The organism is Methanosarcina hadiensis (genome assembly GCF_046529725.1).
In the GTDB taxonomy this organism is placed as follows: domain Archaea; phylum Halobacteriota; class Methanosarcinia; order Methanosarcinales; family Methanosarcinaceae; genus Methanosarcina; species Methanosarcina hadiensis.
Genome location: NZ_CP136241.1, coordinates 3,303,497 through 3,329,277 on the forward strand (window position 1 = coordinate 3,303,497; position 25,781 = coordinate 3,329,277).

Sequence of the window (25,781 nt, forward strand, 5' to 3'; positions counted from 1 at the left end):
AGTTTAGGAAAAATTAGTAAACTTTATATCAAAAGGTGAGGAAAAGTAATCCGGCCAAAATGGGGAAAAGTAAACCGGCATTGACATATGTGTTAATATTATCGGTTTTACCAATTATATCTAATTTATACTTAAACGGAAAACTGATAAAATAATTATTGTTGAAAAATAGTGCATAAGAAAAAAATGGGTTAGTTTCGAAGAAACAGGCATGTAAAAATACAATTAAAAATAAAATTGTGGACGGTCACCTCATCCTGAAGGATGATATGCTTTCGACCTCCCGGTTCTGGGGTCAGATCATTAATAATTCTTTGAGAACGATAGAATCAGCCACTTGATCGTAGATTTCCATCCCAATACCATTTATTCAATACCGTTTTTTCAGTTCAGGATAAGCTTGAAAAGCCCGTAAGAACTTTCTCCTCCCAGGTATCGAACTATTTTTGACAAAGAGTTAGTTGAATAGAATTCCGCAAACAAATGAACTTGATCATCGATATTCTCAAGAGCATAAAGCTTGTAGCCCTGATAATTGCAAATATTATTGAAGATTAAATCACAGTCCTTTTCAATTTGCTTACTGTAGAATATATCGTATCGATACGTTGGCACCAGCATGAGATGGTAGGCAATCAACAATAGCCATGGCAAAATTGCTCAATTCTAATGTGTACTTCATCCAGACTATAAGTGGCTGGAATCACTTATGACTATGGTGCCAAATTAAACTTATTTTACAGAAAAATAATGATTCAGGAATATAATAAGAAAAATAAAAAGGAGATCGTTCGCTTCATCCCCGACCTAAATGCAAGGGTATTCGTAACCCTCTACACTCTCATTGTAAGCTTATCCCAAAACTCAAAAATTACTTTTTTGAATCTCGATTTTGAGATAATCAATTGGGCTACTAAACAGGAAAGTGGTTATGAAATCCTTGGATCTGAGAATAAAAATGGGTTCTGGATAGGCTCTGTAATAAAAGCAAAAATTCAACCAGAAAAGCCTGATAGGCCCAATAATTGTTTGAGACCTATTTAGAAGCAGGTTACAGATTTAAACCTGAGATAGAATTGGCTGTTTTACAGCCAATTCATAATTTAAAAAAGAAAAATTAGTCTTACGGATGCTTATACATCAACTTTATTAAACCTCCAGAGTGAAATGGCCAGCATAGAGAGGGCAAAGAACGAAAGGCCCAGGAAAGAAACAACGATATCTGCTGTAGTGTAGATGTAGTGATTGCCAATTACTGAAAAATTGTCCCCTAAAGCGAAATAGCGGATCCCGTCTGCCAGAAGTGTCAATGGATTAAACATTGAAAGAAACTTCAGTATAGAGGGAAAAGCATCAATTGGATATAAGGCGTTGCTAACAAAGAAAAGGGGCATGCTGAGCAGAGTTAGAATCGACTGCATTCCTTGAGGATTCTCTATGGTTATAGCAATAGAACCGGAGAGGAAAAGGAAACCCAGAGTAAATATTCCCACAAGTAAAAAAATCCCTGCAATTGCTATCAAAGTTTCAGTAAGCGTATATCCCACAAAGAAATCCATTCCTATCAATTTCCCAAATCCTATTATCATTGCGGTTTGTATATAGGCCTTTGTCACACCTGAAAGCCCTACACCCAGAATGATATGAGCCCTGGGGACCGGGCTTGCAAGGGTTTCCCTCAGCAGGCTAAACTTTTTGTCAAACATAAGAATAGTGCCCCCAAAAAGACTGCTGAACAGCACATCCATGGCAATTATTCCCGCGCCCATGTAAGAAAGGTAATCAACATTCACGACTCCTTCAATAGGAGGGATCATGGCAGTCAGCTGGTCGAAACTTTCTGACATTGCAAGCCCGAAAAAAGCCAGCCACATTACGGGCTGAATTAACGAACTGATGAGCATGGATTTGAATCTGAAGAATTTTACCATATCTCTCCAGTATATAGCTCTGAATTCAAAATTCACTCCGGACCCTCCATTATTTCAATTCCTTCGAGCTTTTCCTGCGTTTCTCCTTCCCTTAAATCGTGCCCGGTATAGTGGACAAAAACATCATCCATGGAGGGCTTCTTTATGTTTACTGTTGTGATCTCTATTCCTGCCTGTCTGATCCGCTCGAGAATTTGAGAAAGCACATGAGTAGCATCTTCTCCTATTATAATTCTCAGGGATTTTGTATCCTCGGTCACGGTTTTTACTGATTTAATTTCCTTTAAAATATCTGCAGCAACTTTATTATCACTGGTTTCCAGATAAATAAGGTCTTTACCGAGTTTGTTTTTCAGCTCATCTGCAGTTCCGGTTACGATTATCTTCCCGTGATCAATTATACTAATCCTGTCGCTGAGCTGATCAGCTTCTTCCATATAATGGGTAGTTAGAAATATCGTTGTTCCTTCCTTCTTAATCTCTTTTAAGTACTCCCACATTCTCATCCTTGTCTGAATGTCAAAACCTATTGTTGGCTCATCCAGAAAGAGGACAGCAGGCTTTGTCATCAGTCCTCTTGCAAGCTCAAGCCTCCGTTTCATACCGCCACTAAGATCTTTTGCCAGGGTATCCTTTTTGTTCTCCAGTTCAATTAGTTTTAAGAGTTCTTCGATACGCTTTTTTCTTTCATTTTTTGGCATTGAATAGATCTTACCATGATATTCCAGATTTTCACATACAGTCATTTCGTGATCAAGGCAAAGCATCTGAAAAACAATACCTATAGATCTTCTTACAGATTTTGATTCTTTTGCCACATCATAACCATTGACTCTTGCTTCTCCTTTCTGGATCTTCCTGAGTGTCGTGAGGATATTAATCACAGTACTTTTTCCTGCTCCATTTGGACCGAGAAAAGAGAAAATTTCCCCCTCTTTTACTGAAAAACTGATATTATCAACAGCTTTTACAGAACCATATGAATGCTCAAGATTATTTACTTCTATGACATTTGCGGTCACCTGCAAACCACCCCTTCCCCCTGATGCTTTATACACCCCAATACTCTGATTTACTCCCAATTTAGAGTGATAGAAATTAAGAAAATTTGTAGAAACAATCAAGTTCGGATAAATATCTAGATAGTTTTACACAATTAGTTGTATCTCAGTACGCTTATATAGTTAGGAAATATTGATCCTAAACTAACCTCTCATAAGTCCATTCTTTTCTGTTTTTATCACTCTCGAGTCGATTGAAATAGTGCTGTTTCCTTTCCGTTTCATTGAAAGTAATGCTAATAACTTTGCTGATTTTGTTTTTTACAAAAAATAGTTTTTTTATAACGATTACTATTTAATAGGAAGTATAAATAAGGAAAAGAAATCTTTATATCAGAGAATTGATTGTGACGAAACTCAGATTATTGAAAAGCCTGTATTTGGATTAATATGAAATTTTTCTTAAAAACATCTGTTTTCATTAGTAAGTGTTTTTCCACTTATTGACTGAAAAGTTCTATTTGCACTAATCTGTTTTTTATAAGGTATTATAACGAGAGTCAGCAGTTAGTATATTTTATCCATTTTTAAAATTAGACAATATATATTTTAGAAGTTGTAAAAAGGTGATTTTTAAAAATTAATTAAAACAGATGATTCATTTTTAACAAAAAATCAAAACCCATAAAAGTTAGCGAAAGTTATAAATAGTATTACATATACAAGCACTTACCGGTTGCCGATTGAAAAGAAGGAGGCAAAGAACGGTATGTTAAAAAATGTACAAAAGATAGGAAAATTACTGATAGTTATTTGTATGATACTTATAGCGCTGTCCTCACCTGCACTTGCTGCAACGGTAGAGGAAAATGCAGAAGCAATTGAAGGATTGCAAACTGCACTTACATTCGTATGGCTGCTTGTAGCTAGCGGATTGGTATTCTTTATGCATGCTGGTTTCTCTCTGGTAGAAACCGGGCTTACCAGAAGCAAAAATACGGCAAACATTTTGATGAAAAACTTCATGACCGTAGTCCTCGGTATCCTGGTTTACTGGGCAGTGGGCTGGGGAGTGATGTACGGAGCTGATGCAGCTGGGCTGATAGGAACTGATCAGTTCTTCCTTGCAGGTGCAGACAATGCAATGTGGAACTCCTGGTTCTTCCAGATGGTTTTCGCAGCTACTGGGGCTACTATAGTTTCGGGAGCGATGGCTGAGAGAACCAACTTCAAGTCATACCTTGTATACTGTGTCCTGATGGTAGCCGTAATCTACCCTGTTTATGGTCACTGGGTCTGGAGCGGAGCTGACCTTGCACTCCTGAGCGGAGCTGAAAGCCCAATAGTAAAAGCAATCGGAGTAGCCCACCATGACTTCGCAGGTTCTGGAGTTGTACACTCTATCGGAGGATATTCGGCTCTTGCAGGCGTGCTCCTTGTTGGTGCCAGGATAGGTAAATTCAGAGATGGAAAAGCTGTGCCAATTCCGGGCCACAACCTTACCTTTGCCTTCCTTGGAACTCTGATCCTTGCCCTGGGGTGGATAGGATTCAATGGAGGAAGTACTCTTAGCGGAAATGACGCTTACATGAACCTTGTTGTTGTCAACACCTTCCTGGCAGGAGCCGTCGGAGCTGTCACAACCATGGCAATTACCTGGATGAAAACCGGTAAGCCAGATCCTTCGCTCACTGCAAACGGACTTCTCGGAGGTCTGGTAGCAGTCACCGCTCCATGTGGTTCAATATCGAATTGGGCAGCCATAGCAATAGGAATTGTTGCCGGGATAATCATATATATGGGTGTCATGTTTAACGAGAACACGCTTAAACTGGACGACCCGGTAGGTGCAATTGCTGTGCACGGATACTGTGGAACCTGGGGTTTGATTTCCGTCGGACTCTTTTCAATCGGCATCGGAAATGGAATCCTTGCAGACGCTTCATATGCAGCCGCAGTTCCCGGTCTCTTCTACGGAGGAGGAGTAAGCCTGCTTATGATCCAGCTTGTAGCAGTTGCAACAACTATGATCTGGGGTTTTGGACTTTCATTCATAATCTTCAAGATTCTCGATGCAGTAATAGGGCTCAGGGTATCTGAAGAAGAAGAAATTATGGGTCTTGATATTTGCGAACACGGAATCAGGGCGTACCCCGAACACCTGATGAGGGAGGAATGAAAATGACCAGAATGTGCAAGATAGAAGCAATTATAAAACCCCTGAAACTCCATCAGGTGAAGGATGCTCTGGAAGAGGCAGGGTTCGCAAGCCTGACAGTCACAGATGTCAAAGGACGCGGCCAGCAAAAAGGAATAGTGCAACAGTGGAGAGGAAAAAAATACTGTGTGGATCTTCTCCCAAAAACTAAAATAGAGATAGTTGTGCCAGAAGAAAAAGTCGAAGAGATCATACAGATCATTCAGGGCACTGCTTATACCGGGGAAATAGGAGACGGAAAAATATTCATAATCCCTATCGAAACCGTGGTAAGGATAAGAACCGGAGAAAGGAATGGAGATGCCCTTTAACAGGGCCCCCCTTTCCTATGAGATTAATATTTAGAAGGGAATGATTCCGGAGGTAAGGCAGGAGAAATGATATCCGAAATAAATTCAGAAGCTCCAGGCTTTGAAATTCCCAGAGGATATGGCATGCCCGTAATAAACATGTATTTCTGGATAGGAGTAGTATCTGCTATCCTGCTCAGGAGCATAATCATAGCTGACCATTTTAGCATTTTTTGGGCAAGACAATATGGTATATTGGAGTAGCAGGTTACCTCTGGTTCTTTATACACAGGTACCATATTGCAAAGCGAAGATTTGGAGTAATTAAAGATCTCAAACTACTCGAAAAAGTAAAGACGGGACAGAAGCTTTCAGAAAAAGACCTGGAAGGGCTGGAATATCTCCTCTGGAGCCTTTCAGTATCAAAAGAGCGTGCAAATTACTGGATTATTTCACTATTTTCAATAGTAGCAATTGTCCTGTCCCTCAGTCTTGACATGGGTGCCCTGAAACTCTAAAAATTTGATATAAAGATTCCTTATAAAAGAATCTTTGAGCACTTTTTTTCCTTATTTTCAATTTATCACATAATTCATTGATGTCATACCAGAAAAGTTTCTTAATCCGGCCTATGGGAAATAAGTCAAAAACAATTCTCTTATAAGCACCATTCTGATTACAGATAGAGGCAAATAAATAAGTAAGAATATATAAATATCTTGGTATAAGATTTAATCTGGGGGAATTCTATGGCTGAAATTCTGAGATTATCACCTGTTATCTGTGCGTACCCAGATGATACATATGAAAACCTGGAAATAGAAGTGGTTCTTCCAGGAGTGGAGAAGAAAGATATTTCTTTCAAGGTTGCTGAAGACGGATTTTACATAAAAGCCACGAAAGAAGGGGTTGAGTATGCGGACAGTTATGCGGTATGCTGTCCAGTAAATCCGGAAAAAGCTAAAGCAACTTATTCAAACGGAGTTCTTAAAGTCACTGTTCCTTATCAACAGCCTTTAGAAAATGCAGTAGACGTGAAAATAGATGAATGATTGTTTGAGATATCAGACTGCATGATGCTCTTAAGGAGGGAGCAGTCAATGAAAAATCCTATGCCCAGAATAATAAAAACTCCAATTATAGCTATGTATCACGATGATAAACATGAAAGCCTTACAGTAGAAGTCGAACTTCCGGATGTTATGGACGAGCATATAACTTTAATCATGCATGAAAATAGCTTTTACATTAAAGCTTTCAGCGAAACCGCCGAATATATGGGGTCTTATTTCCTTGACGGGCCAGTAGACCCGGAAAAAGCTGTTGCAGTAAACAATAACGGAATGCTCACGATAAAGGTTCCTTATAAAGAAGGTTTTGCCTGCGCAAGATTTGTTCCTATCGACTAAAGCCTCAATATTATAAAAAGCTAAGAAGAAGCTATAAAGAAGCTATGAAGATGCTATAAAGAAGCTAGGAAGAAGCTATAAAGAAGACGTTATAAAGAGAGAAAAATTCCGGAAGACTTAGTTTTATATCCAATTAATTTTTATTATATTTAATTTGATTTGAAGAACTGTTTTAAAGGCGATTTTGAAAAATTATACCGTAAGAGGAGATACTATGAAAATTGTTAAGTGTGGCGATCTGGGGTTCAGGTGTAACTTTATGGCTGCCGGAAATGAACTTGAAGAAGTTGAACAGTCTATGTTTGACCATATAGAGAAAGAACATAAAAAAGAACTTGAAAAGATGTCAGAAGATGATATTCATCATCTCAAGCATCGTGTATCAACCCTTTTAGGGAGAAGCTGCGGCTGCGGTGCTCTTCATGCTGACGACCCCCTTTAACTTAAAATTTACCCGGATTCTCCGGGCTTTTTTTAGATCTTTTTTTAGGGACTTTTCGTGAAATAGAATTCTGCAAGTAATAATAACTTTTGCGGAGCCACTGCTATAAACTGAAAAATTTAATTTTTGTCTGGATGCAATGCATGGATAATAAATTCACGCATTGAGAACCCAGATCCGGTAATTAAGCAATGCTGCAAAACTAACCCAGAGAATATAAGGAATAAGGAGAAGAGATGCCGGTTTTGAAACCTTCCAGAATTGCACTATTGTCAATAGAATAGCGGCCCAGAGTATAAGGATCTCAAGAAAAGCATAATAAGGTGACCTCAATCCAAAAAATAGAAAAGACCACAGTGTATTAAGGCCCAGCTGTAATCCGAAAAGGAAAACTCCTATTTTGACTTCTCTGTGTCGCATACCCTTTTCCCACACAAGATAGAGGGATATTCCCATAAGTGTATAAAGTGTAGTCCACACAGGGAAGAAGACCCAGGAAGGAGGATTGAAAGAAGGCTTTTCAAGCAGAGGATACCAGCTGTCAAGAGAAGAAGATGTAAATATGGAGCCTATTATTCCCGCAAGCTGGCAGATTATTATGCAGGTCAGTAATCTGGTCACATTTACTCTCTGAAACATATAAGACCTCAATAGTATATTAATCTCAAAGCTCATTAATACTGGGATCTAAAAAAGTTTTAACATTCTGTTCTGTATTTTAAGCCTATTGGCAATTATCAGGAATAAAGATCAAATTTAAGCTTTAAGAAAATCTCCCCCTTCTTGAATGAAATTTATATACAGGATATTGAAATATATAAAGTGGGGATGGATTATACAAATAATTTTAGAATCTCTGCAGTTCAAACTGAGTTCAAAGTATCTTATATCACCAAATAATGGAAAATTATATATAGTATCAGCTAGGTAAATGATTACCTAATGCCTAGTGAGGATGAGATCTAATGGTGCAGATGAAAAAGTGTACAAATAAAGAAGATGTATTAGAGGCTGTAAAAGAACGAGACGTAAAGTTTATCCGTACCCAGTTTACGGATACACTTGGCATCATCAAAAGCTGGGCAATTCCTGCAGAACAATTGGAAGAAGCTTTTGAAAACGGTGTAATGTTTGACGGATCTTCAATTCAGGGCTTTACAAGGATTGAAGAGTCTGATATGAAACTCGTGCTTGACCCTTCAACATTCAGAATCCTGCCCTGGAGACCTGCAACCGGTGCAGTCGCCAGGATTCTCGGAGACGTATACCTGCCTGATGGAAGACCCTTCGAGGGGGATCCGAGATACGTCCTTAAAACCGCAATCAAAGAAGCCGAAAAGATGGGCTATACAATGAATGTAGGCCCCGAGCTTGAATTTTTCCTCTTCAAGCTTGATGCAAACGGAAACCCTACTACAGAACTTACCGACCAGGGCGGTTACTTCGACTTCGCACCTCTTGACCGTGCACAGGATGTCCGCAGAGACATTGACTACGCTCTGGAGCACATGGGCTTCCAGATAGAAGCATCCCATCACGAAGTTGCGCCTTCCCAGCATGAAATTGACTTTAGATTCGGTGACGTGCTTTGCACAGCAGATAATGTGGTGACTTTCAAATACGTGGTAAAGTCAATTGCCTACCACAAAGGTTATTATGCAACCTTTATGCCAAAGCCTCTCTTTGGTGTAAACGGGTCAGGTATGCACAGCAACCAGTCCCTCTTCAAGGACGGGAAGAATGCTTTCTATGATCCTGGCACCCCAACTAAACTTTCCCAGGATGCGATGTATTACATAGGAGGATTGCTGAAACACATCAGGGAATTTGCAGCCGTTACAAACCCGATTGTTAACTCCTATAAAAGAATCGTGCCCGGATACGAAGCACCGGTTTACATCACATGGTCTTCGCAGAACAGAAGTTCACTGATCCGTATTCCCGCAACAAGAGGGAACGGAACCAGAATCGAACTCAGGTGTCCGGATCCAGCATGCAACCCTTACCTCGCATTTGCTCTCATGTTAAGAGCTGGTCTTGATGGAATTAAAAACAAAATTGATCCCGGAGAGCCTACCAACACAAACATTTTCCACCTTACGCAAAAAGAGCGCGAAGAGAGAGGAATCCGCTCCCTGCCTGCAGACCTCAAGGAAGCAATCGATGAAATGAAAGCCAGCAAATTCGTAAGAGAGGCTCTAGGAGAACACGTTTTCAGCCACTACCTCTGTGCAAAAGAGATAGAATGGGATGAATACAAAGCAATTGTTCACCCCTGGGAACTTGCCAAATATCTCCCCACACTGTAAATATGAAAAGTTTAGCTTAAAATATGCCGGTCCTGGAGAACTCCTGTTCAGGGGCAAATCTTCCGGCATTACTATTTTGAAAAATGTCAGGATTCAGGAAAAGTTATTTCGGGGAAATGGTTTTTTTAAAGATATAAAAAGGACCTGAAAAGAATTTCTGTATAAAAATGCTTTCCCTGGAAGTAGCTTAAATCTAAACTTAGTTCTAACTCAGCTTTTACTTTTTTATATTATGTACAAGGGAAGAAGCCGTACCCCGGGAAAGAAACCAGACCGAAATAAAAAGCAAAATAAACTGTAAACAGACTTCCAGTAAAGAAAAAAAATCGTGGAAAAAGAAAATCGAAGGTTTAAAACGCCTTGCTTAGCAGTGATATGACAGGAAGTCACGGTCCCGGAAAAAGAAACATATATATATTGTCAAATAGGTACTAAATTACTTACTTCCCTTAGCGGCGACCCTCTCAATTTTTATAAAAAATAAAAAAGCAGAGGCAAGAAAGCCATTTCAGATTCAGAACAATAATATAATCGAATAAGAATAATTAAATAGAAATTCTCCCTTGAGCTTACACATACCTGCAGAATATCCCCCTGAAAATCCAGTTTATCCAGCTGGCAGATTTTTTGAACTATTTCTCAAAAATGAGCCGCATAAGTCCTGGGGAAAAATATCCGAGAATCCAAGGGAGTATCCGGAAATTTACTCGTATCACGCTCATTTCTATCCATTTCTAGAGTGATTAAAATGTGTGGAATAATAGGCTTTATAGATCGAACAAAGTCCAGAATGGACGGGTCGGGCATAAAAGCCGCCCTCAGCCTCATGAATGAAAGAGGCAGTGGAGACGGGGCAGGCTATGCTGCATACGGGATTTACCCCGAATATGCGGATTACTATGCTCTTCATGTTTTCTTTGATAACCTGGCAGAACCCAAAAAGAAGGTAGATGAACTTCTCCAGCAGTGGGGAGAAATTATTCACCAGGAAGAAATCCCGACTACCCCTCAGCCCGGAATAAGAAAGGTCCATATCCCATGGAGATATTTCTTCAAGCCCTCGGAAGACCTGATGGCAGGAAGAATGAATTCGGAAAATGATGTTGTTACATACATAGTCATGGAAGTAAACGCCAGCATAAAAGGTGCCACAATTTTTTCCTCCGGCAAAAACATGGGAGTTTTCAAAGCTTCCGGCTGGCCTGAGGATGTAGCAAACTTCTACAGGATTGAGGATTACAAGGGCTATATCTGGCTTGCTCACAACCGTTACCCAACCAACTCTCCTGGCTGGTGGGGAGGAGCTCACCCCTTCAACCTGCTTGACTGGTCAGTAGTGCACAACGGAGAAATTACCTCATACGGTACAAACCAGCGCTATGTCGAAGGGTACGGATACAAATGCACTCTCTTTACCGACACTGAAGTTGTAGCTTACCTTTTCGATCTGCTCGGAAGGCAGCATGAACTCTCCCACGAGATGGTTGTCAGGGCTCTGGCTCCTCCGTTCTGGGACGATATAGACAGGATGCCTGAAAAGGAAGCCGAGTTAAACAAAGCAATCCGCCTGACCTATGGGTCTGCCCTTATGAACGGACCTTTTGCGATTGTCGTCGGCACCGATAATGGTATTGTAGGTTTCACTGACAGAATTAAACTGCGCCCGCTTGTTGTTGGAGAAAACGGAAGCAAACTCTACATTTCCAGCGAAGAAGCTGCAATAAGGACCCTTGATCCTGAGGTAAAGAATATTTACACTCCAAGGGCAGGAGAACCCATCATAGGGAGGTTTATCGAATGACGCTCGGAAGTGTACCCCCAAAATTTAAGGTCAGCATTGAACGGGACCAGTGCATGGATTGCGGACGCTGCATCGAAAACTGTTCATATGGCGTATACAGGAGAGAAGGTGACAAAATCCTGATAGAATCCAGAAAATGTACTGCCTGCCTCCGCTGTGTTTCCATGTGTCCGAGGGACGCAATAAATATCACAGAAAAACCAATCGATTACCGCAGTCACCCTCTCTGGACAAGGGAAGCCAGAGAAGATATAATCAACCAGGCACGCAGCGGGAAGATTATCCTTTCAGGAATGGGAAATGCCAGAGACCTGCCAATTATCTATGACCGCCTCCTGCTTGATGCCTGCCAGGTTACAAACCCTAGCATTGACCCCCTGAGAGAACCAATGGAACTCAGGACCTATATAGGAAAGAAGCCTTCCAGGCTCAAATTCAGAAAAACGGAAAGCGGAGATGTAGAGCTGGACACAAAGCTTGCTCCAAACCTCAAGCTTGATACCCCTATAATGATAGGACATATGAGTTTCGGAGCAATCAGCCTTAACTCCCAGCTCAGTATGGCAAGAGCCGTAGCAGAGACGGGCACCTTCATGGGGACAGGAGAGGGTGGACTGCATAAGGAATTGTACCCTTATCAGGACCATATGATTGTCCAAGTGGCTTCAGGCCGCTTCGGTGTGAACATAGATTACCTGGAAAGAGGCGCTGCAATTGAGATCAAGATAGGACAGGGAGCAAAACCAGGCATAGGAGGGCACCTCCCCGGAGAAAAGGTAAACGACGAAGTTTCCAGAACCCGTATGATTCCTCTGGGCAGTGACGCAATCAGCCCTGCTCCTCACCATGATATTTACAGTATAGAAGACCTCGTCCAGCTCATCAGAAGTCTGAAAGAAGCGACCGAATGGAAGAAGCCTGTCTTTGTAAAGATTGCAGCCGTGCACAACGTGGCTCCTATAGCTGCAGGAATTGCAAGATCCTCTGCAGACGCGGTGGTTATTGACGGGTTCCGCGGAGGAACCGGAGCAGCACCTAAAGTCTTCAGGGACCATGTGGGAATCCCCATTGAAGCTGCAATCGCAAGCGTTGACCAGAAACTGAGGGACCAGGGTGTAAGGAACGAGATTTCCATCATTGCAAGCGGCGGAATAAGAAGCAGTGCCGATCTTGCCAAGTCCATAGCCCTCGGAGCAGATGCAGTGTACATAGGAACTGCAGCCCTTGTTGCCCTGGGATGCAGAGTCTGCGGCAACTGTTACAGAAACCTCTGCCCATGGGGAATTGCTACCCAGCGCCCTGACCTTGTGAGCAGGCTTGACCCTGAAGCCGGAGCAGCACAGGTTTCGAACCTGATACACGGATGGACCCTGGAACTCAGTGAGCTTATGGGTGCAGCAGGCATAAACAGTATAGAAAGCTTGCGTGGAAACAGGGACCGCCTGCGCGGATACATGCTGGATGAAGGCATGCTTAAAATCCTGGACGTACTGCCAGCGGGGGCCTGAACATGAAGACAGTAAGAATTGATGCCAGAGGGATGCACTACACTCCCTTAAACCAGAAATTAAGGGCCGCAGTTGCGGACGGGGCAGAAGAGATCATCCTCGATAACGTGCTTGGGCAGCGTTTTATAGGAGACGGGTTAAGAGGCGATGTCCGGATCATAATCAATGGAGTCCCCGGGGGAGACCTCGGAATGTTCATGAGCGGACCTACCTGCATAGTCAACGGGAACGCTGAACACGCCCCAGGAAACACTATGGACAGAGGCATGCTCGTTATCCACGGAAGTGCAGGAGATGCAGTTGCCCACAGCATGAGAGGCGGCAAGGTTTTCATAAAGAACAATATCGGCTACCGTGGCGGCATCCATATGAAGCAGTATGAGATGGAGGCCAGACCCATACTTGTTGTAGGCGGTACAGCCCACTCCTTCCTGGGAGAATACATGGCAGGAGGACTTGTTCTTGTGCTTGGGATTGGCAAAGAAAAAGCCATGACAGACAGAGGAATTGGAAGTGGGATTCACGGCGGAGAAATTATCATTCGCGGAGAAGTGGATGACTACCTTCTCGGAGTCGGAGCCAAGAAGTTCGAGTTTACGGAAGCCGACCTTGAACGCATAGCCCCGATCATAAAGAGCTTCTGCGAGCAGTTCGGATATGACCCCGCAGAGTTCCTGGACACAAACTATACAAGGATCGGACCTGCAAGCAGCCGGCCTTTTGCAAGCAAATACGTCTGGGAGTGATCAGAAATGGCAGAAAAGAAACCAATCAGCAAAAGTTACATTGACCTGAAATCAAAAGTCTGGGATACAGGACTCTGCTCAGGCTGCGGAGCCTGCATTGCAGTCTGCCCTGCTGATGCCCTGTACTTCGAAACAGGCGGCGATTCCACACACCCGAAGAGCAACAACTACTGTAAAGCCGCTGTTGACGACGTGCCCTGCGGAGCCTGTTACGAGATCTGCCCGAGGCTTGATGAACAGCCTTCAAGCCTGCTCGGAGACTACCTGAAAATCACTGCCGGAAAAGCCGAGTTCGATATTCCGAGAAAACAGAGTGGAGGAGCAGTTACTGCGATTCTCGCAAACGCTCTCGACACTGGCCTTGTAGATGCGGTAGTAACAGTTACTGAAGACCCCTGGACTCTCAAGCCGCATTCCATGGTAATTACTAAAAGCGAAGTCCTTATCAACCAGGCAGGAAGCCGTTACAACTGGTGGGTTCCTCTTGTTTCTTCCCTTAAAGAAGCAGTTGTAAATAAGAAGTACAGGAACATTGCAGTTGTCGGAGTCCCCTGTGTAGTTCAGGCAGTCCGCAAGATGCTTGAGACCGACCACCAGCTGGTCAGCCCCTACAAGAAATCCATCCGCTTCATCATAGGGCTTTTCTGTACGGAAAACTTCGACTATGAAAAACTCATCGCAGGCAAACTGAAAAGCGAATATGCCCTAGAGCCAATGAAGGTCTGCCGCATTGACGTGAAAGGCAAGCTCGAAATCACCCTTAACGACGGAACACAATACGTGATTCCACTTGCCGAACTTGAGGACACGGTTCGCCCTGGCTGTGGCGTCTGTACGGACTTTACAGCTCTCAAGGCAGACATCTCAGCAGGCTCTGTAGGTAGTCCTGACGGCTACACAACTCTTATCGTCCGCACCCTTGTAGGACAGCACCTCCTTGACAGCGCAGTTGCTAACGGGAAACTGGGCGTAGGCGGAGAGGTCAGCCTTGGAATTATCGAGAAGCTTGCAAAGAAAAAGATGACAAGAAAACAGGAATAAATTGCAGAATAAACTTGAAAGGTGAAGCTTTGAGCTTCATCTTTACTCATTCTTTTTGAGAAATCATTAAGCTTCAGGAAAAGATTCTGCTATATTAAGCAGCTCTGCCTTATCAAGAGAGGAGATGATAATGACTTCAAGCTCTTCATTTTGCCAGGTTAAAGCTTTCATATTTCCACCAAGTATTGGAGAAATCGTACCGTTCATGTTATTGACCAGAATGTGTTCTCCTTCAATTTCAAAATCCTGAATTTCATGTAAACCTTTTTCAGAAACGCCTTCGATGATACGTATTTCATTATCTCCTTTCGTATACACGAGAGTAATTTTTTCGTAATGCTGCCCTGCAAAAACACTAAACCCGCTATGGACAAGAGTTGAATAAGGCATATCCTTACTGGAAGAGACCATTGAATAATTAAATTCATAGCCCTCCGGGAGATATTCAGGAGTGAGTATTTCAAAATCAATAAGCTCTTTTGCCTCTTCAAGCGTCAATTTTTTGGGTTCACCTTTGAAGTCTTCCAGTCCCAGTGCTTTTACCTGAGCACCATCTGGAATTTTAAATTCAAATTCAGAGTCTGGAATTCCAGCGTTCAATTTCACATCCCGGATTTCTATCTCAAGATAAGGATTCTCTTCATTGTCATACAGTTCACACCTGATGAGCATCCAGTTTTCTCCGTCAACCCATATTTTTGATTTCCATTGGAACGATTTGTTTTTCTCGGAAGGGATGAGCTCAAGTACATACACGTTTTTCCCATCGATGTTTTCGGTCCCGAGGAGGGAAGGTAGCTTCCCATTAAGGATAATACCATTCAAAAACTCAGCGTAAACATCAGGCTCGAAGAGTTTCAAATCATTAAAATCATCAGAAATTTCCGTTTTGAAAACAGTCCTGGATTCGGAACTATAGATCCATTGGAAATCTCTGTCAGATGCCATAATTACTTCCGTATCTTTATCCGGGCTTAAAATAGTCATTTTTATTAAATCGGGTTTTTTCCATATAATTTCATGCACTTCTGGATTTTGTCGCCTTGAAGTTGAATTTACATACATAGTAAAAGAATAGTCTTCGAGACTGTCCATTTCCATCTGCATGTTAGACACAATTTCTTCAGCACTGGGTTGAGTGTTAGGTGAAACTTCTTCGGCACCGGATTCTTCTGCACAACCTGAAATAAAAATGGAGAAGGTTATCAGGAATAAGATGAGCAGTAAATATCTTTTGGAACTAATCTTCATTTATTTACCTCAATTTAGAGACATTTTATTAATTCTATCTTCTAAGGAAGCCCACACAGCTTATTTTTAAATAATATAGGACTTACGCACTTGAGGATTAGAATCATGATCAATAGACCTTGCAGTTAAATCATCTATTTAGACAGTTGAAGGTTTAGAGCTGTTGTTTTTCAGTTCAACCGCGTAAGTCCTATAATAGATAAAAATTTAGATTTACACCCATCCAGATATTAAATCTAACCTTTTAGCCCGAAATCGAGATATTATAGCTTGGATAGTCTCAAATAACAGTCCAGATGGGCATAAATTCACAAAGATTCTCAACACTGCCTTTTCAACACATCAACTTCCGGAAATTGAGTTTAAATAACACAATTGCAGGAGCCCTCTCGAATTGCGATTAAAGTCTTTACAGGCAGATATGCGTAACATTTTGCTTCCAATTTCACATTTGTCCTGTAATTCCCACTGCTTGGTACATCGATTGTCTCTGCCCCAGAAGCTGTGCATGAGCTTGGAACCTGGTGAACAATTGCAGGCAAATTGATGGGTTCCTTATCCAAATTGTTATTTTCATCTCACAAGGAGCAGGAAAAGGAAATTCTTTAGAAGTTGTTTGACACCCGCTTACAAACCATGATACATTCATGTATCGACTTCCATTGGAACGCTGATATAATTTGGAAGTAAATTTTATGTATATGTCTCCGGTACCATCTAGATATTCCCTAGTGCAGCTATTTATAAGTGTATCTGCTAAAACAAGGTCTGTCTAAAAGTTCACTTTTTTGCTTTTCACACATATTGTATGCACTTCTTTTCTTTACTCCAGAGACAGGATCAAGCAAGCCTTAAATATTCACAAAGCTAACACTAATCATGCCTCTGGGCAACGTGGGGTTCAAATAGACTTTTCCAGAGAGAATTTGAACTCTACTAAACATCTTTTTAATGTTCACTTTTTTCATGAATTCACTCTTATAATTAATTTGTGGCCAAATCATCAAACTGAAAGTATAGATAAACCTAAATCCGAGTTTTTTGGAGATTTATAGGGCTATTAAATTGTCAGTTTGATGATTTGGCCATAAAATTTAAGTAAACTATCTCGACAAGTGTTAAAAAGAGGGCTAACAATGTCAAGAAAGATATTTTTGGGCTTTGTAGAAAATCTATCTAAATTAACTGTAAGATATTGAAAAAAAATAAGTAAAAAGTGTCAGGCTATTAATTTGAATGAATATTAGTTATTTCAGAAGATTTCTACAGGGCCCATTTTTGATTATATTGATAACTCTGTTTTTTATCTATTACTACAGCAGCAGTAATTGAAAAAGAGAAAAAAATAGAATTTTCAAGCAGTTTGCTAACTATTAATTTTATGTTTGTTCACACAATAATTCCTTACTCGAGTACTCAAAGAAATAGAATCGGCAATCAAGTATTTGGGTCTGTTCTAAAAGTCAGTAATACATGTTGAAAAGTCACAATAGGTCTGTAATATCAGAGTATCCTTTCCGGTTTTGTATATTGCATATTGTAAAAGTTATATAGCAGGTAACACTTTTCGGATAGGCTCTTAGCCGGGATCCCTCCAATCTTTTGCATCCATATAAGTATCATGAGCAAATATGCCCCCAACAAAAAGAATGATAAGTATGGTAACGAGTAGTAAATTTCTTTTTCTCACTATTACTCACCCAAATTATGTTTCAAAAAATTGAGAGGATTTACCTCCTCACATACTTTACAAGTCCTATGTTGTACTTTACTGCCCTCTCCAGGACTTTTGAGTATTTTTGAAAGATTAATGCCTGATCCTATACACAAGATATAATCCAAACAATCCATACATAAAACTGAAACTTGGAGTGTTATTTGGTTTTTCTTTACTCGTCTCTGAGCCTGATTTAGTTTGTTGGTTTGTATTGTTTTCAGTTTCATTAAGATCTGCTATATACGACAATTCGGTAAGCGCAGGTACATCTCCACGGAAAAACACTAGAGGAACGTCATTAACTCCAATCCGGCTTGCATGAGAATCAAAAATTTGATAAATTTCATCCATAAAAGACTTTTCAATTTCCTTATTTACCTCTACCTTAAGAACTCCCATGTTAGTGAATCCATAACTTATAATAGGGCCATCTGGATAGAAATATTCCGACATTTCACGCTCATTAGCATTGACTTCGATATTTACTTCAGTATAGATTAAATCAAGAGTATCAAGCCATTTTTTCCTTTCTTCCAAACTTCCAAAAGCAGATATATTTCCATAAGCAGCAATAAAATTCGGATCCTTCTTCAATTCGTTAAGGGTTTCCGGGCCAAAATTAAGCGTTTCATTTTCCAAAATATCTTCTCCATTTTGAGAACTAGAGCCTAAAGCACAAATTACTAAAAAATTTGATAACGTGATACACAGTAAAATATTCAACATCTTTAAGTTCATGTATCTCCCTTTCATTTCATATTCTTTGGTTATAATAAATTTGCATATAATATATTAAAAAATAAAAAATAATCAGTATAACTCCAATTTGAATAATGCGATATTGTTGCATATAGTTTATATCGCATTATTTCAAGGTGGAAATCTGAGCAATGTTTCTAACTGCATATTTATGCTGTAAGAGGAGTTACACCTAAATCAGACTGCACTCCAGAAACTGGAGAAAATATTGAAGTTGAGTAACCTGAATTATATGTTCCTACTCCTCCCCAATGGATTCCCACAATTTTAACACCGCCACTGACATAAACGTATACAGGGCCACCACTGTCTCCATTGTCACATCGATATCCTGCAACATATTGTTTATACAAAGTACCAAGAGGGTGATTGTACGAGGTTTTAATCTCAGTAACGCTTCCATAACTCCTTCCTGTCTTGATACCCGATTTATAAACTGTATCTCCTATAGCGGCATTCTCATGTGATTTTACATCTTTTAGTATATCCGTATCTGTATCGTATATCTTTGCAGCTACGTTAGAATATGGAACCCATGAGGCATCTGCATAATGTCCCCCAACTTTACTCACTGTTCCGACTTTGTTAGCACTCGGCCCAGCAGTAGGTTGCCATATTTGATCCCCAATAGATGGTGCAGCATGTCCTGCAACAACGTAACCTTTAGTTCCACTACTAGTTTGTGCAGAAAAACCAAGGGTTGATTGCACAATTCCATCCGGTTTTTCTGTTTGTATTTGTATACCTCCAATTATAGGGCGCCATGAGCTAGCGCGACTAGTTGGCGTAGGAAGATCTTCATATACAATTATTAATGGAACATCTTTTACAGCAATATTTTGCCCATAATTAGAAAATAGACTATAGAGCTCATTTTCTTTAGCTATATCGATTTTTTGTCCTTTTTCGATTGCAATCTTAAGAACGCCATCAATGGTGTAACCATAGGCTATAACCGGACCATTTGGATAGAAATACTTTGACATTTCCTTTTCAAAATTGTCGTTAGCTTCAGTATATACTTTATCAAGCGTATCAAGCCACTTTTCCCTTTCTTCCAAACTTTCAAAAGTAGGTATATTTCCATAAGCAGCAATAAAATTCGGATCATTTTTCAATTCTTCAAGAGTTTCCGGGCCAAAGGTAAACTTCTGCTCGATCACTTCTTCCTGTGCGCTTACCGGCACAAATGCCATGCTCATCAGCATCATTGTGGCAAGTAGTACACTTAATACAAATTTCTTCTTCATTTCATACTCACTCCTGTTCATTTTCCAGGAGGCAGAATCAAGCAAACCTTAAATATTCACAAAGCTAACACTAATCATGCCTCCGGGCAACGTGGGGTTCAAATTCACTCTGGAAAGTCCATTTGAACCTCATAAACTAGTTTTGATTAACTGTTTATATATTTTCGGATCAGATCATCAAACAATCCAGATATACATTAAAAATATGACAATCTTTTCATATATTATTACATTATGTGACTAATTGTTTGATACCTTGGAGATAAAGTATAAATAGATGGAAGAAAAGCACCATCTGGACTCAGCCTATATGCAAATCTCAGCTTGCCTTGAGGGTGTAACATAACGTTGATTATGAACTTATTTGTGATTTGGGAGTATTATGAAGAGGGATTTGGAGATACAGGATTAATATAGAGATGATACATTATAAATTTTCATATTTATACCCTATAATTTTTTTAGTAAGCCACCTGAAATTCCAAAAACAGCCTTCAGATAGTATTTAAAAGAAAAAAATCAGATAGCTGCAAGGATAGCAACTATCAAAACAATCTGAATTTTATCCATAAATAGCGTGATTCCTCATGTTATTAGTTTCTATTACCTATAAAAATTGACTTTATACAGCATAATTAATAATCAATATACAGGAATCAAGCCTGGATTATTCCCTGTAATACATTCTCCGCCTTCAGCATTTACTATAAAGGTATTTTCAATCCCTACCATGCCAATATTTTCAATTCCTTTTTTAGGTTCGAGGGCAAATACCATTCCTTCCTGAAGAGGCTCATCAAAACCTTCGGCAATTACTGGAGTTTCATCAATCAATAAGCCAACCCCGTGCCCCAGGAACTTTACCTTACGGTTCCCAAATCCCATGAAGTTTTGAAGAAATTCCTTATCAAGCCCATTAATTATGGCATTGTAAATATCTGAGGGAGCAATTCCGGGTTTTAGCATTGATGCAGCTTCGTTCTGTATATCAACACATTTATTGTGGATATCTATGGCATACTGCGGGAGAGGAGAGCCAAACATATATGTCGTAGTTTTGTCCGTATGGTAACCATCAACCCCACACCCGACATCGACAAAAACAAGGTCGCCTTTTCTTAACTTCCGGTCGCGGCTTCCAAGCACAGGTGCTGCAGGGCTTAATCCAAGCTTTCCCCCTGGACCGTTAAAGTAAGTAGGGTAAATGGAGCTTTCTCCAAAACAAACGTTTCCAAGGATCATCTCAGTATCAAACATGCCGAAACGGCATGCTCCATGGTGACCTTCTTCCACCAGAACCGAAAACAACTCAGTTGACAGGTCAGCCTCGCTCATCCCTTCTCGAAGCATTTCGGGCACAAGGTCTTCGAGTACGTGCTGATGGATCTTCCCGGCTTCTCGCAACAGGGACAGCTCGTATTGGCTTTTTACGGATCTAACAGCACAAACCTGGGGGTCAACGGATTTAATGTTCTTAAACGGGAAATATTTCTGAAATCTCTGATATAGAGCAATGGGAACTACTTCGGTTTCCAGATATACAGTATCAGGTAGTTTATTTACACTTTTTACGGCATCACGGAAACTGTTCATAGGTTCTATACTGGAAAATAGTGATTCGTCCAGAGCCCTCTCATAACTGCGCCGTACCCAGAATGTTGCTTCCTCATTCCTCGGGATAATTAACATTCCATCCTGCATGGTGCCTGTGAAATAATAAAGGTTAATTTTACTGAAGATAATAGCGATTTCCCAGTCAGGATTTGATACATCCATCTTTTCCCTGAAGCATCTCATACGGTTTTTCAATTCGGTCAAAGGTACTTTCTTAATCATGCGCATCCCTTTACTAAGTTATCTGTTATCAATTATAGAAGTGTAACCCATAGACTCATTTTATAGAAATTATAGAAAGATAGGCTCATTAAATTATATTTTAACTGATGAACCTGCTGACAAAGGAATTAGAATAAATAAAAACAGAATCATCCGACAGGAATGATATTTTGAATTGACCAGAAAGCCTACTATAACTGCTAAATATTTATTTATATGTTCACGCGCATATTTTACCGCATTAAATGCGTACTTTGGCGCATTTAAAAATTTTTAAAGGTTATTTAGCAATGAGATGAAGTATTAGAGTAGGAGGTCATCGCCTTGGTTAAGAAACATTCAACGAAATCAAAGACTAACAGGACAATAAAGAAAATACAGACAAAAGTTATCAAAGATTTAAAAGTAGAAAGTAAACCCAAATATATCCCGGGTTCATGGAAAGGGATAGCACAGAAGAAAGCTACATCAAAAACCGGCTACAAGCCCAGGTATACTCCCGGGTTCTGGAAACCAGCAGCAGAAGAAAAATCAAGATATATTCCAGGCTCCTGGAAAGGTACTACAGAGAAAAAGAGGATTTCACAGATAAGACACAAACCAGGATATATTCCAGGATTCTGGAGACCGGAAGAGAGCAAGCCCAGGTATATCCCTGGATCGTGGAAAGGAACGGCAGAGAAAAAGAGGATATCAAGGCTCAGCTACAAGCCCAGATATATTCCAGGGTTCTGGAGACCATCTGCGAAGGTTCAGGAAGAAACTAGACCTCGTTATATTCCGGGTTCCTGGAAAGGTATGACGCAGAAAAAGAAGATTTCACAAATCAGATATAAGCCTCGCTACATTCCAGGGTTCTGGAGGCCATCAGAAAGTAAGCCAAGGTATATTCCGGGTTCATGGACAGGTGTAACTGAGAAAAAGAAGATAGCGCAGATAAGGCACAAACCCAGATACATTCCAGGACTCTGGAGAGCAACAAAAGGAAGTCTGGATGTTGAGGTGCCCAGATATATCCCAGGATCATGGAAAGGAACATTTGTGAAAAAAGCTTCTTCAAGAACGGGTTACAGGCCTCGTTATACTCCCGGGCTCTGGAGAGCAACGAAGGAAGGTTCAAAAGCAGATAGCAAGCCACGTTATATACCCGGTTCCTGGAAAGGGGCAAAGCAGAAGAAGGTCACATCGAAGAATACCTTTAAACCACAGTACATCCCTGGCTCCTGGAAACCAAGGATTTAAGCTCTAAATAAAGTTTGCGTATTCAGAAAGTAAATAGGGTATTGCAGATACGCTTTAACTATTGTCAGTTATTATATGAAGATTCATGTCGCTTATTTAGTAAATACATAAGATCGATTGGTCAGTAAAAGTAGCCAGTAAAATTGGTCAGTAAATTGGTCAGTAAATACTTATAACAAACACTACCGCGCATTCAGGATTAGATACAGTTGACATGTATCTTCGATAGATAGTGGTACAACGACCACTATCACTATTTCTCCAGAAATCGAATAAGGAACTGCATTGAAGTGATTTTTGCTGTTTTTTAGTTAAATTAAAGCACATTTTGTTTTTGAAGATATTTTTCCGATTGTCTATAATCTTGGGAGTAAGCCCGAAATAATGGATTTAGGAGAAAATTCATGAGCAGTTGACCAGAGCTACTGGATTTTATACTGAATTTGTACATAAAAAGAACCTACCTTCATACTCAAGAATATTTATTTTTTTCAAAACAGAAAAAATAATTAGAAAGAAGACCATTAAAAGGAAACAAAAAATGGAATGAACAAAAAGAAAAGAGAAGATTTTTGAAAAGGGGTTATCATGCTTGGGAAATACGAAGATCTTATTGAAAGGGCATCAGAATTGGGAATTAAGGCTTATTTTCTGAAGGCAGAGGATATTCCGGTTGAGAACAGGATTGCACTTAAATGCGCTTACGGATGCAGAGGCTATGGGAAGAGGCTTAGCTGTCCTCCTTATGTCATGTCGGTTGACGAGTTCAGGAAAGTAATAGGAGAATACAAAAGTGCTCTCCTCCTTGTGGACGAACATGACACTTCGGGAATCCAGGATGTTCTTGAAGCCTGGTCAGGGCTCAGAAAGGATTCTTTTCATAAAATGTACGAGCTTGAACAGGAAGCTTTCAGGGAAGGCTTTACCTTTGCACACCTCCTAAGACCAGGCTCCTGCAATGAATGTGAGGCCTGCAACCTTGAAAAATGCGTAAAGCCTGAAATGAGGCGTTTTGCACCTGAGGCTGTTGGCATAAACATCCAGAAAGCAATGGAAGAGGCAGGACTCTTACTCGAGTTTTGCAGGCCGGAGAAAACTTCATGTATAGGAATTTTGCTTTTAGAGTAAAAAGCTGACCTGAAAGCGGCTACAATTAAGACTTTAAAAAGGATATAAAATTTTTTATGCTATTAACCACCTTTCAACCTGACCACCTTTCAACCTGAGAGATTTTTACTTCTTCCGGAGCGGAGATTTTGACAGGGAGCATATCTGTTCAAGTGGCATGGAAATTTTTAGCGAAAATATCCCATTTGTTTCCGCAGGTGAAACTCCTGGTTTTTCCGAAGATAAGCTGTTGCCCGCATAAAGGTTCTCAATAAGTGTTACTGTGCTGCTATTGACTGAACCGTGTCCAAAAACAGTATCATAGCCCGGTTCTCCAAGGTCTTCAGCTGAGAAGCACAGGATCTCACGGATTTCACTTCCACTCTTTTCAGGGTACATGCTCCAGATAAGAGCTCCGATTCCTGCAACGGAAGGAGCAGAAGCACTTGTACCTGCAAAAAGGCTGTCTTTTCCATTTATGCCTGACACTCTCACATTCCCGGGCCCGCTAAGGTCGATCTTGTTCCTTAGCTCATAATAAGGATAGTAAATGCTTACAGGACCGCGCGACGAGTAGGATGCTATGCCTGTGCTTTGCGGATTTCTCGAATCAACCGCCCCAACGCATATAACCTCAGGGACTGCAGGGTGCCCGAAGACAGAGTCCTCCTCGACAAGGTTCTCAGAATGGATTTTTACAGAAGAGTTTGCATAAATGTAAACTTCCAGAATTCTATCCTGTCCAGAGTGTTTTTTAACGGAAATGCTTGCATTTTTTACTGTATCTTCCTTACAGGTATACTGGATATATTCAAGAGGTGTGCCAGTACCGTCCTGAGCCCTTTCACTCGCAGCAAGTTTTTCCCCGCTATGACGGTCATAAAGGTAGAGATCATAGTCATTTTCAGAGTAGTTCCAGGAATCGTTCCACTGGAGGACTACTGTCACTTTCTCTCCTTTGGGAATGTCAACATAAATGTTTCTGGAATTACTGGTTCCCGAGCTGAAATCGTGCCAGCCGGATCCGTTGTCAAAAAACAGCCCCTGATAGTGGCGACCTGCATCATTGCCTGCCGCACTTACATAGAGAATACCCTTATTTTCAATGACTTCTTTAATGTGGGAAGCTACAATTCCATCTTCGAAGAAAGGTTCATCAGGCCATCCAACATCATCACATATAATCTGGCAGCCTTCGGCAATCAGCACGTCAACAGCTCTGTTAAATTCTAGCTTGTTATTGCCTGCGCTATGGAAATACAGCTCTGCATCCGGAGAGATCCTGTGGACCACCTCAAGCATTATAGTACCTTCCTTTCCTTCTCCCGGAGAAAGTATATGAACACTCTCAGGAAGGGCTCCCGATTCTACTGCTCTGGAGATATCTTCTACTCCATCTGAGATTATTCCTATCTTAATCCCAGTTCCGGTTATATCATCCTGCTTCCAGAAGCCCTCTGAAGAAAAAGACACTTTTCCCCCGGGGTCCGTTTTTCTAATAACAGGAGAAACTGCCTTCTGGACTGAAAATACTCCTTTGAGAGAGGAGAGTTCTTCAATCAATTCAGGTTTGATACTAACTGCAGCAACCCCGGATCCTTCATCCCACTCTTCAACCCTGGAGCAGGAGTTCAGAATTTCTGCATCCGTGCCGGGAAAAAGATGGACATATGCAGTCAGATTCTCTTCGGTTTCATTACTGAATTTTTTTTCTTCAACAGATGAATTGGAGCATAGAAATTCTGAGTCAGGGAAAAAATATTCAGGTAGCAAAGGATCAAAAGTTTTCTCTTGAGATCCTGCAGATTCTTCTTCTCCGTTCACCAGTATACTAGTAGAAAAAAGTAGGCCTGTGAAAACTGCCGCCAATGTCAACATGTATATTATTTTTTCTATCTTGCTCCCCAGACACATTCCCCCCGA

At 40.7% G+C, this 25,781-nt stretch carries 24 protein-coding genes; 14 read left to right on the forward strand and 10 right to left on the reverse strand.

The window, feature by feature from the left end:
* Window positions 1-384: 384 nt before the first annotated feature.
* The gene (locus RSJ42_RS14200) at window positions 385-615 is read right to left on the reverse strand and encodes a transposase (protein WP_410507920.1); all 231 of its coding nucleotides are present in this window, start codon (window positions 613-615) and stop codon (window positions 385-387) included.
* A gap of 78 nt (window positions 616-693) precedes the next feature.
* On the opposite strand from RSJ42_RS14200, the gene RSJ42_RS14205 reads away from it, so the two are divergent.
* The gene (locus RSJ42_RS14205) at window positions 694-1,044 is read left to right on the forward strand and encodes a hypothetical protein (protein ID WP_410507921.1); all 351 of its coding nucleotides are present in this window, start codon (window positions 694-696) and stop codon (window positions 1,042-1,044) included.
* Window positions 1,045-1,133: 89 nt separating this feature from the next.
* Here the strand turns inward: RSJ42_RS14205 and RSJ42_RS14210 are convergent, their stop codons facing one another.
* Both RSJ42_RS14210 and RSJ42_RS14215 read right to left on the reverse strand, forming a co-directional pair.
* A complete protein-coding gene (locus RSJ42_RS14210) occupies window positions 1,134-1,967 on the reverse strand; it encodes an ABC transporter permease (protein WP_410507922.1) in 834 nt (277 codons plus the stop codon).
* Complete coding sequence (locus RSJ42_RS14215) at window positions 1,964-2,953, reverse strand: ATP-binding cassette domain-containing protein (RefSeq protein WP_410507923.1); 990 nt, start codon at window positions 2,951-2,953, stop codon at window positions 1,964-1,966. The genes RSJ42_RS14210 and RSJ42_RS14215 overlap by 4 nt, the downstream gene beginning before the upstream one ends.
* Before the next feature lie 748 nt (window positions 2,954-3,701).
* Here RSJ42_RS14215 and RSJ42_RS14220 point away from each other — a divergent pair.
* Both RSJ42_RS14220 and RSJ42_RS14225 read left to right on the forward strand, forming a co-directional pair.
* On the forward strand, window positions 3,702-5,111 hold the full coding sequence (locus RSJ42_RS14220) for an ammonium transporter (protein WP_410507924.1): 1,410 nt from the start codon (window positions 3,702-3,704) through the stop codon (window positions 5,109-5,111).
* 11 nt (window positions 5,112-5,122) lie between these two features.
* A complete protein-coding gene (locus RSJ42_RS14225) occupies window positions 5,123-5,461 on the forward strand; it encodes a P-II family nitrogen regulator (protein ID WP_410510380.1) in 339 nt (112 codons plus the stop codon).
* Window positions 5,462-5,484: 23 nt separating this feature from the next.
* Here the strand turns inward: RSJ42_RS14225 and RSJ42_RS14230 are convergent, their stop codons facing one another.
* Window positions 5,485-5,670, reverse strand: coding sequence for a hypothetical protein (locus tag RSJ42_RS14230; RefSeq protein ID WP_410507925.1), 186 nt, complete (start codon window positions 5,668-5,670; stop codon window positions 5,485-5,487).
* Between the two features lie 3 nt (window positions 5,671-5,673).
* On the opposite strand from RSJ42_RS14230, the gene RSJ42_RS14235 reads away from it, so the two are divergent.
* The 4 genes from RSJ42_RS14235 (at window position 5,674) to RSJ42_RS14250 (ending at window position 7,291) form a co-directional block, all read left to right on the forward strand.
* Entirely contained in the window at window positions 5,674-5,958 is a 285-nt protein-coding gene (locus RSJ42_RS14235; protein WP_410507926.1) for a hypothetical protein, read from the forward strand.
* A 231-nt stretch (window positions 5,959-6,189) separates the two neighbouring features.
* Window positions 6,190-6,492 carry an Hsp20/alpha crystallin family protein gene (locus RSJ42_RS14240; RefSeq protein ID WP_410507927.1) on the forward strand — a complete coding sequence of 101 codons (303 nt, stop codon included), beginning with the start codon at window positions 6,190-6,192 and terminating at the stop codon, window positions 6,490-6,492.
* 48 nt (window positions 6,493-6,540) lie between these two features.
* Window positions 6,541-6,849, forward strand: a complete 309-nt coding sequence (locus RSJ42_RS14245) for an Hsp20/alpha crystallin family protein (protein WP_410507928.1) — start codon at window positions 6,541-6,543, stop codon at window positions 6,847-6,849.
* 214 nt (window positions 6,850-7,063) lie between these two features.
* The gene (locus tag RSJ42_RS14250) at window positions 7,064-7,291 is read left to right on the forward strand and encodes a DUF1059 domain-containing protein (protein WP_410507929.1); all 228 of its coding nucleotides are present in this window, start codon (window positions 7,064-7,066) and stop codon (window positions 7,289-7,291) included.
* Between the two features lie 156 nt (window positions 7,292-7,447).
* Here RSJ42_RS14250 and RSJ42_RS14255 read toward each other — a convergent pair whose 3' ends face one another.
* Complete coding sequence (locus RSJ42_RS14255; RefSeq protein ID WP_410507930.1) at window positions 7,448-7,930, reverse strand: TspO/MBR family protein; 483 nt, start codon at window positions 7,928-7,930, stop codon at window positions 7,448-7,450.
* Between the two features lie 326 nt (window positions 7,931-8,256).
* Between RSJ42_RS14255 and glnA the strand changes: the two genes are divergently transcribed.
* The 5 genes from glnA to RSJ42_RS14280 all read left to right on the forward strand — a co-directional run bounded on the left by glnA (window position 8,257) and on the right by RSJ42_RS14280 (window position 14,696).
* Window positions 8,257-9,600 (forward strand): type I glutamate--ammonia ligase, encoded by a 1,344-nt coding sequence (gene glnA, locus RSJ42_RS14260; protein ID WP_410507931.1) that lies wholly within the window; start codon window positions 8,257-8,259, stop codon window positions 9,598-9,600.
* Window positions 9,601-10,348: 748 nt separating this feature from the next.
* The gene (locus RSJ42_RS14265) at window positions 10,349-11,401 is read left to right on the forward strand and encodes a class II glutamine amidotransferase (protein ID WP_410507932.1); all 1,053 of its coding nucleotides are present in this window, start codon (window positions 10,349-10,351) and stop codon (window positions 11,399-11,401) included.
* A complete protein-coding gene (locus RSJ42_RS14270) occupies window positions 11,398-12,909 on the forward strand; it encodes a glutamate synthase-related protein (protein ID WP_410507933.1) in 1,512 nt (503 codons plus the stop codon). The genes RSJ42_RS14265 and RSJ42_RS14270 overlap by 4 nt, the downstream gene beginning before the upstream one ends.
* A 2-nt stretch (window positions 12,910-12,911) precedes the next feature.
* On the forward strand, window positions 12,912-13,655 hold the full coding sequence (locus RSJ42_RS14275; RefSeq protein ID WP_410507934.1) for a hypothetical protein: 744 nt from the start codon (window positions 12,912-12,914) through the stop codon (window positions 13,653-13,655).
* 6 nt (window positions 13,656-13,661) lie between these two features.
* On the forward strand, window positions 13,662-14,696 hold the full coding sequence (locus tag RSJ42_RS14280; RefSeq protein ID WP_410507935.1) for a Coenzyme F420 hydrogenase/dehydrogenase, beta subunit C-terminal domain: 1,035 nt from the start codon (window positions 13,662-13,664) through the stop codon (window positions 14,694-14,696).
* A 66-nt stretch (window positions 14,697-14,762) separates the two neighbouring features.
* Here RSJ42_RS14280 and RSJ42_RS14285 read toward each other — a convergent pair whose 3' ends face one another.
* The 4 genes from RSJ42_RS14285 to RSJ42_RS14300 form a co-directional block, all read right to left on the reverse strand.
* The gene (locus RSJ42_RS14285; RefSeq protein WP_410507936.1) at window positions 14,763-15,947 is read right to left on the reverse strand and encodes an outer membrane lipoprotein-sorting protein; all 1,185 of its coding nucleotides are present in this window, start codon (window positions 15,945-15,947) and stop codon (window positions 14,763-14,765) included.
* Between the two features lie 1,807 nt (window positions 15,948-17,754).
* The gene (locus RSJ42_RS14290; RefSeq protein ID WP_410507937.1) at window positions 17,755-18,402 is read right to left on the reverse strand and encodes a hypothetical protein; all 648 of its coding nucleotides are present in this window, start codon (window positions 18,400-18,402) and stop codon (window positions 17,755-17,757) included.
* A gap of 170 nt (window positions 18,403-18,572) precedes the next feature.
* Window positions 18,573-19,694, reverse strand: coding sequence for a S1 family peptidase (locus tag RSJ42_RS14295; protein ID WP_410507938.1), 1,122 nt, complete (start codon window positions 19,692-19,694; stop codon window positions 18,573-18,575).
* 621 nt (window positions 19,695-20,315) lie between these two features.
* Complete coding sequence (locus tag RSJ42_RS14300; protein ID WP_410507939.1) at window positions 20,316-21,509, reverse strand: M24 family metallopeptidase; 1,194 nt, start codon at window positions 21,507-21,509, stop codon at window positions 20,316-20,318.
* 324 nt (window positions 21,510-21,833) lie between these two features.
* On the opposite strand from RSJ42_RS14300, the gene RSJ42_RS14305 reads away from it, so the two are divergent.
* Together RSJ42_RS14305 and RSJ42_RS14310 are read left to right on the forward strand one after the other, a co-directional pair.
* A complete protein-coding gene (locus RSJ42_RS14305; protein ID WP_410507940.1) occupies window positions 21,834-22,751 on the forward strand; it encodes a hypothetical protein in 918 nt (305 codons plus the stop codon).
* Window positions 22,752-23,339: 588 nt separating this feature from the next.
* A complete protein-coding gene (locus RSJ42_RS14310; protein ID WP_410507941.1) occupies window positions 23,340-23,879 on the forward strand; it encodes a DUF2284 domain-containing protein in 540 nt (179 codons plus the stop codon).
* Between the two features lie 105 nt (window positions 23,880-23,984).
* Here the strand turns inward: RSJ42_RS14310 and RSJ42_RS14315 are convergent, their stop codons facing one another.
* Window positions 23,985-25,682 carry a S8 family peptidase gene (locus tag RSJ42_RS14315; RefSeq protein ID WP_410507942.1) on the reverse strand — a complete coding sequence of 566 codons (1,698 nt, stop codon included), beginning with the start codon at window positions 25,680-25,682 and terminating at the stop codon, window positions 23,985-23,987.
* Window positions 25,683-25,781 lie beyond the last annotated feature (99 nt).

Coding starts and splice junctions, on each gene's coding strand:
- RSJ42_RS14220 (WP_410507924.1), top strand. CDS start 3,702: ATGTTAAAAAATGTACAAAAGATAGGAAAATTACTGATAGTTATTTGT.
- RSJ42_RS14225 (WP_410510380.1), top strand. CDS start 5,123: ATGTGCAAGATAGAAGCAATTATAAAACCCCTGAAACTCCATCAGGTG.
- RSJ42_RS14230 (WP_410507925.1), bottom strand. CDS start 5,670: ATGCTAAAATGGTCAGCTATGATTATGCTCCTGAGCAGGATAGCAGAT.
- RSJ42_RS14240 (WP_410507927.1), top strand. CDS start 6,190: ATGGCTGAAATTCTGAGATTATCACCTGTTATCTGTGCGTACCCAGAT.
- RSJ42_RS14245 (WP_410507928.1), top strand. CDS start 6,541: ATGAAAAATCCTATGCCCAGAATAATAAAAACTCCAATTATAGCTATG.
- RSJ42_RS14250 (WP_410507929.1), top strand. CDS start 7,064: ATGAAAATTGTTAAGTGTGGCGATCTGGGGTTCAGGTGTAACTTTATG.
- RSJ42_RS14255 (WP_410507930.1), bottom strand. CDS start 7,930: ATGTTTCAGAGAGTAAATGTGACCAGATTACTGACCTGCATAATAATC.
- glnA (WP_410507931.1), top strand. CDS start 8,257: ATGGTGCAGATGAAAAAGTGTACAAATAAAGAAGATGTATTAGAGGCT.
- RSJ42_RS14265 (WP_410507932.1), top strand. CDS start 10,349: ATGTGTGGAATAATAGGCTTTATAGATCGAACAAAGTCCAGAATGGAC.
- RSJ42_RS14270 (WP_410507933.1), top strand. CDS start 11,398: ATGACGCTCGGAAGTGTACCCCCAAAATTTAAGGTCAGCATTGAACGG.
- RSJ42_RS14275 (WP_410507934.1), top strand. CDS start 12,912: ATGAAGACAGTAAGAATTGATGCCAGAGGGATGCACTACACTCCCTTA.
- RSJ42_RS14280 (WP_410507935.1), top strand. CDS start 13,662: ATGGCAGAAAAGAAACCAATCAGCAAAAGTTACATTGACCTGAAATCA.
- RSJ42_RS14285 (WP_410507936.1), bottom strand. CDS start 15,947: ATGAAGATTAGTTCCAAAAGATATTTACTGCTCATCTTATTCCTGATA.
- RSJ42_RS14290 (WP_410507937.1), bottom strand. CDS start 18,402: ATGAACTTAAAGATGTTGAATATTTTACTGTGTATCACGTTATCAAAT.
- RSJ42_RS14295 (WP_410507938.1), bottom strand. CDS start 19,694: ATGAACAGGAGTGAGTATGAAATGAAGAAGAAATTTGTATTAAGTGTA.
- RSJ42_RS14300 (WP_410507939.1), bottom strand. CDS start 21,509: ATGATTAAGAAAGTACCTTTGACCGAATTGAAAAACCGTATGAGATGC.
- RSJ42_RS14310 (WP_410507941.1), top strand. CDS start 23,340: ATGCTTGGGAAATACGAAGATCTTATTGAAAGGGCATCAGAATTGGGA.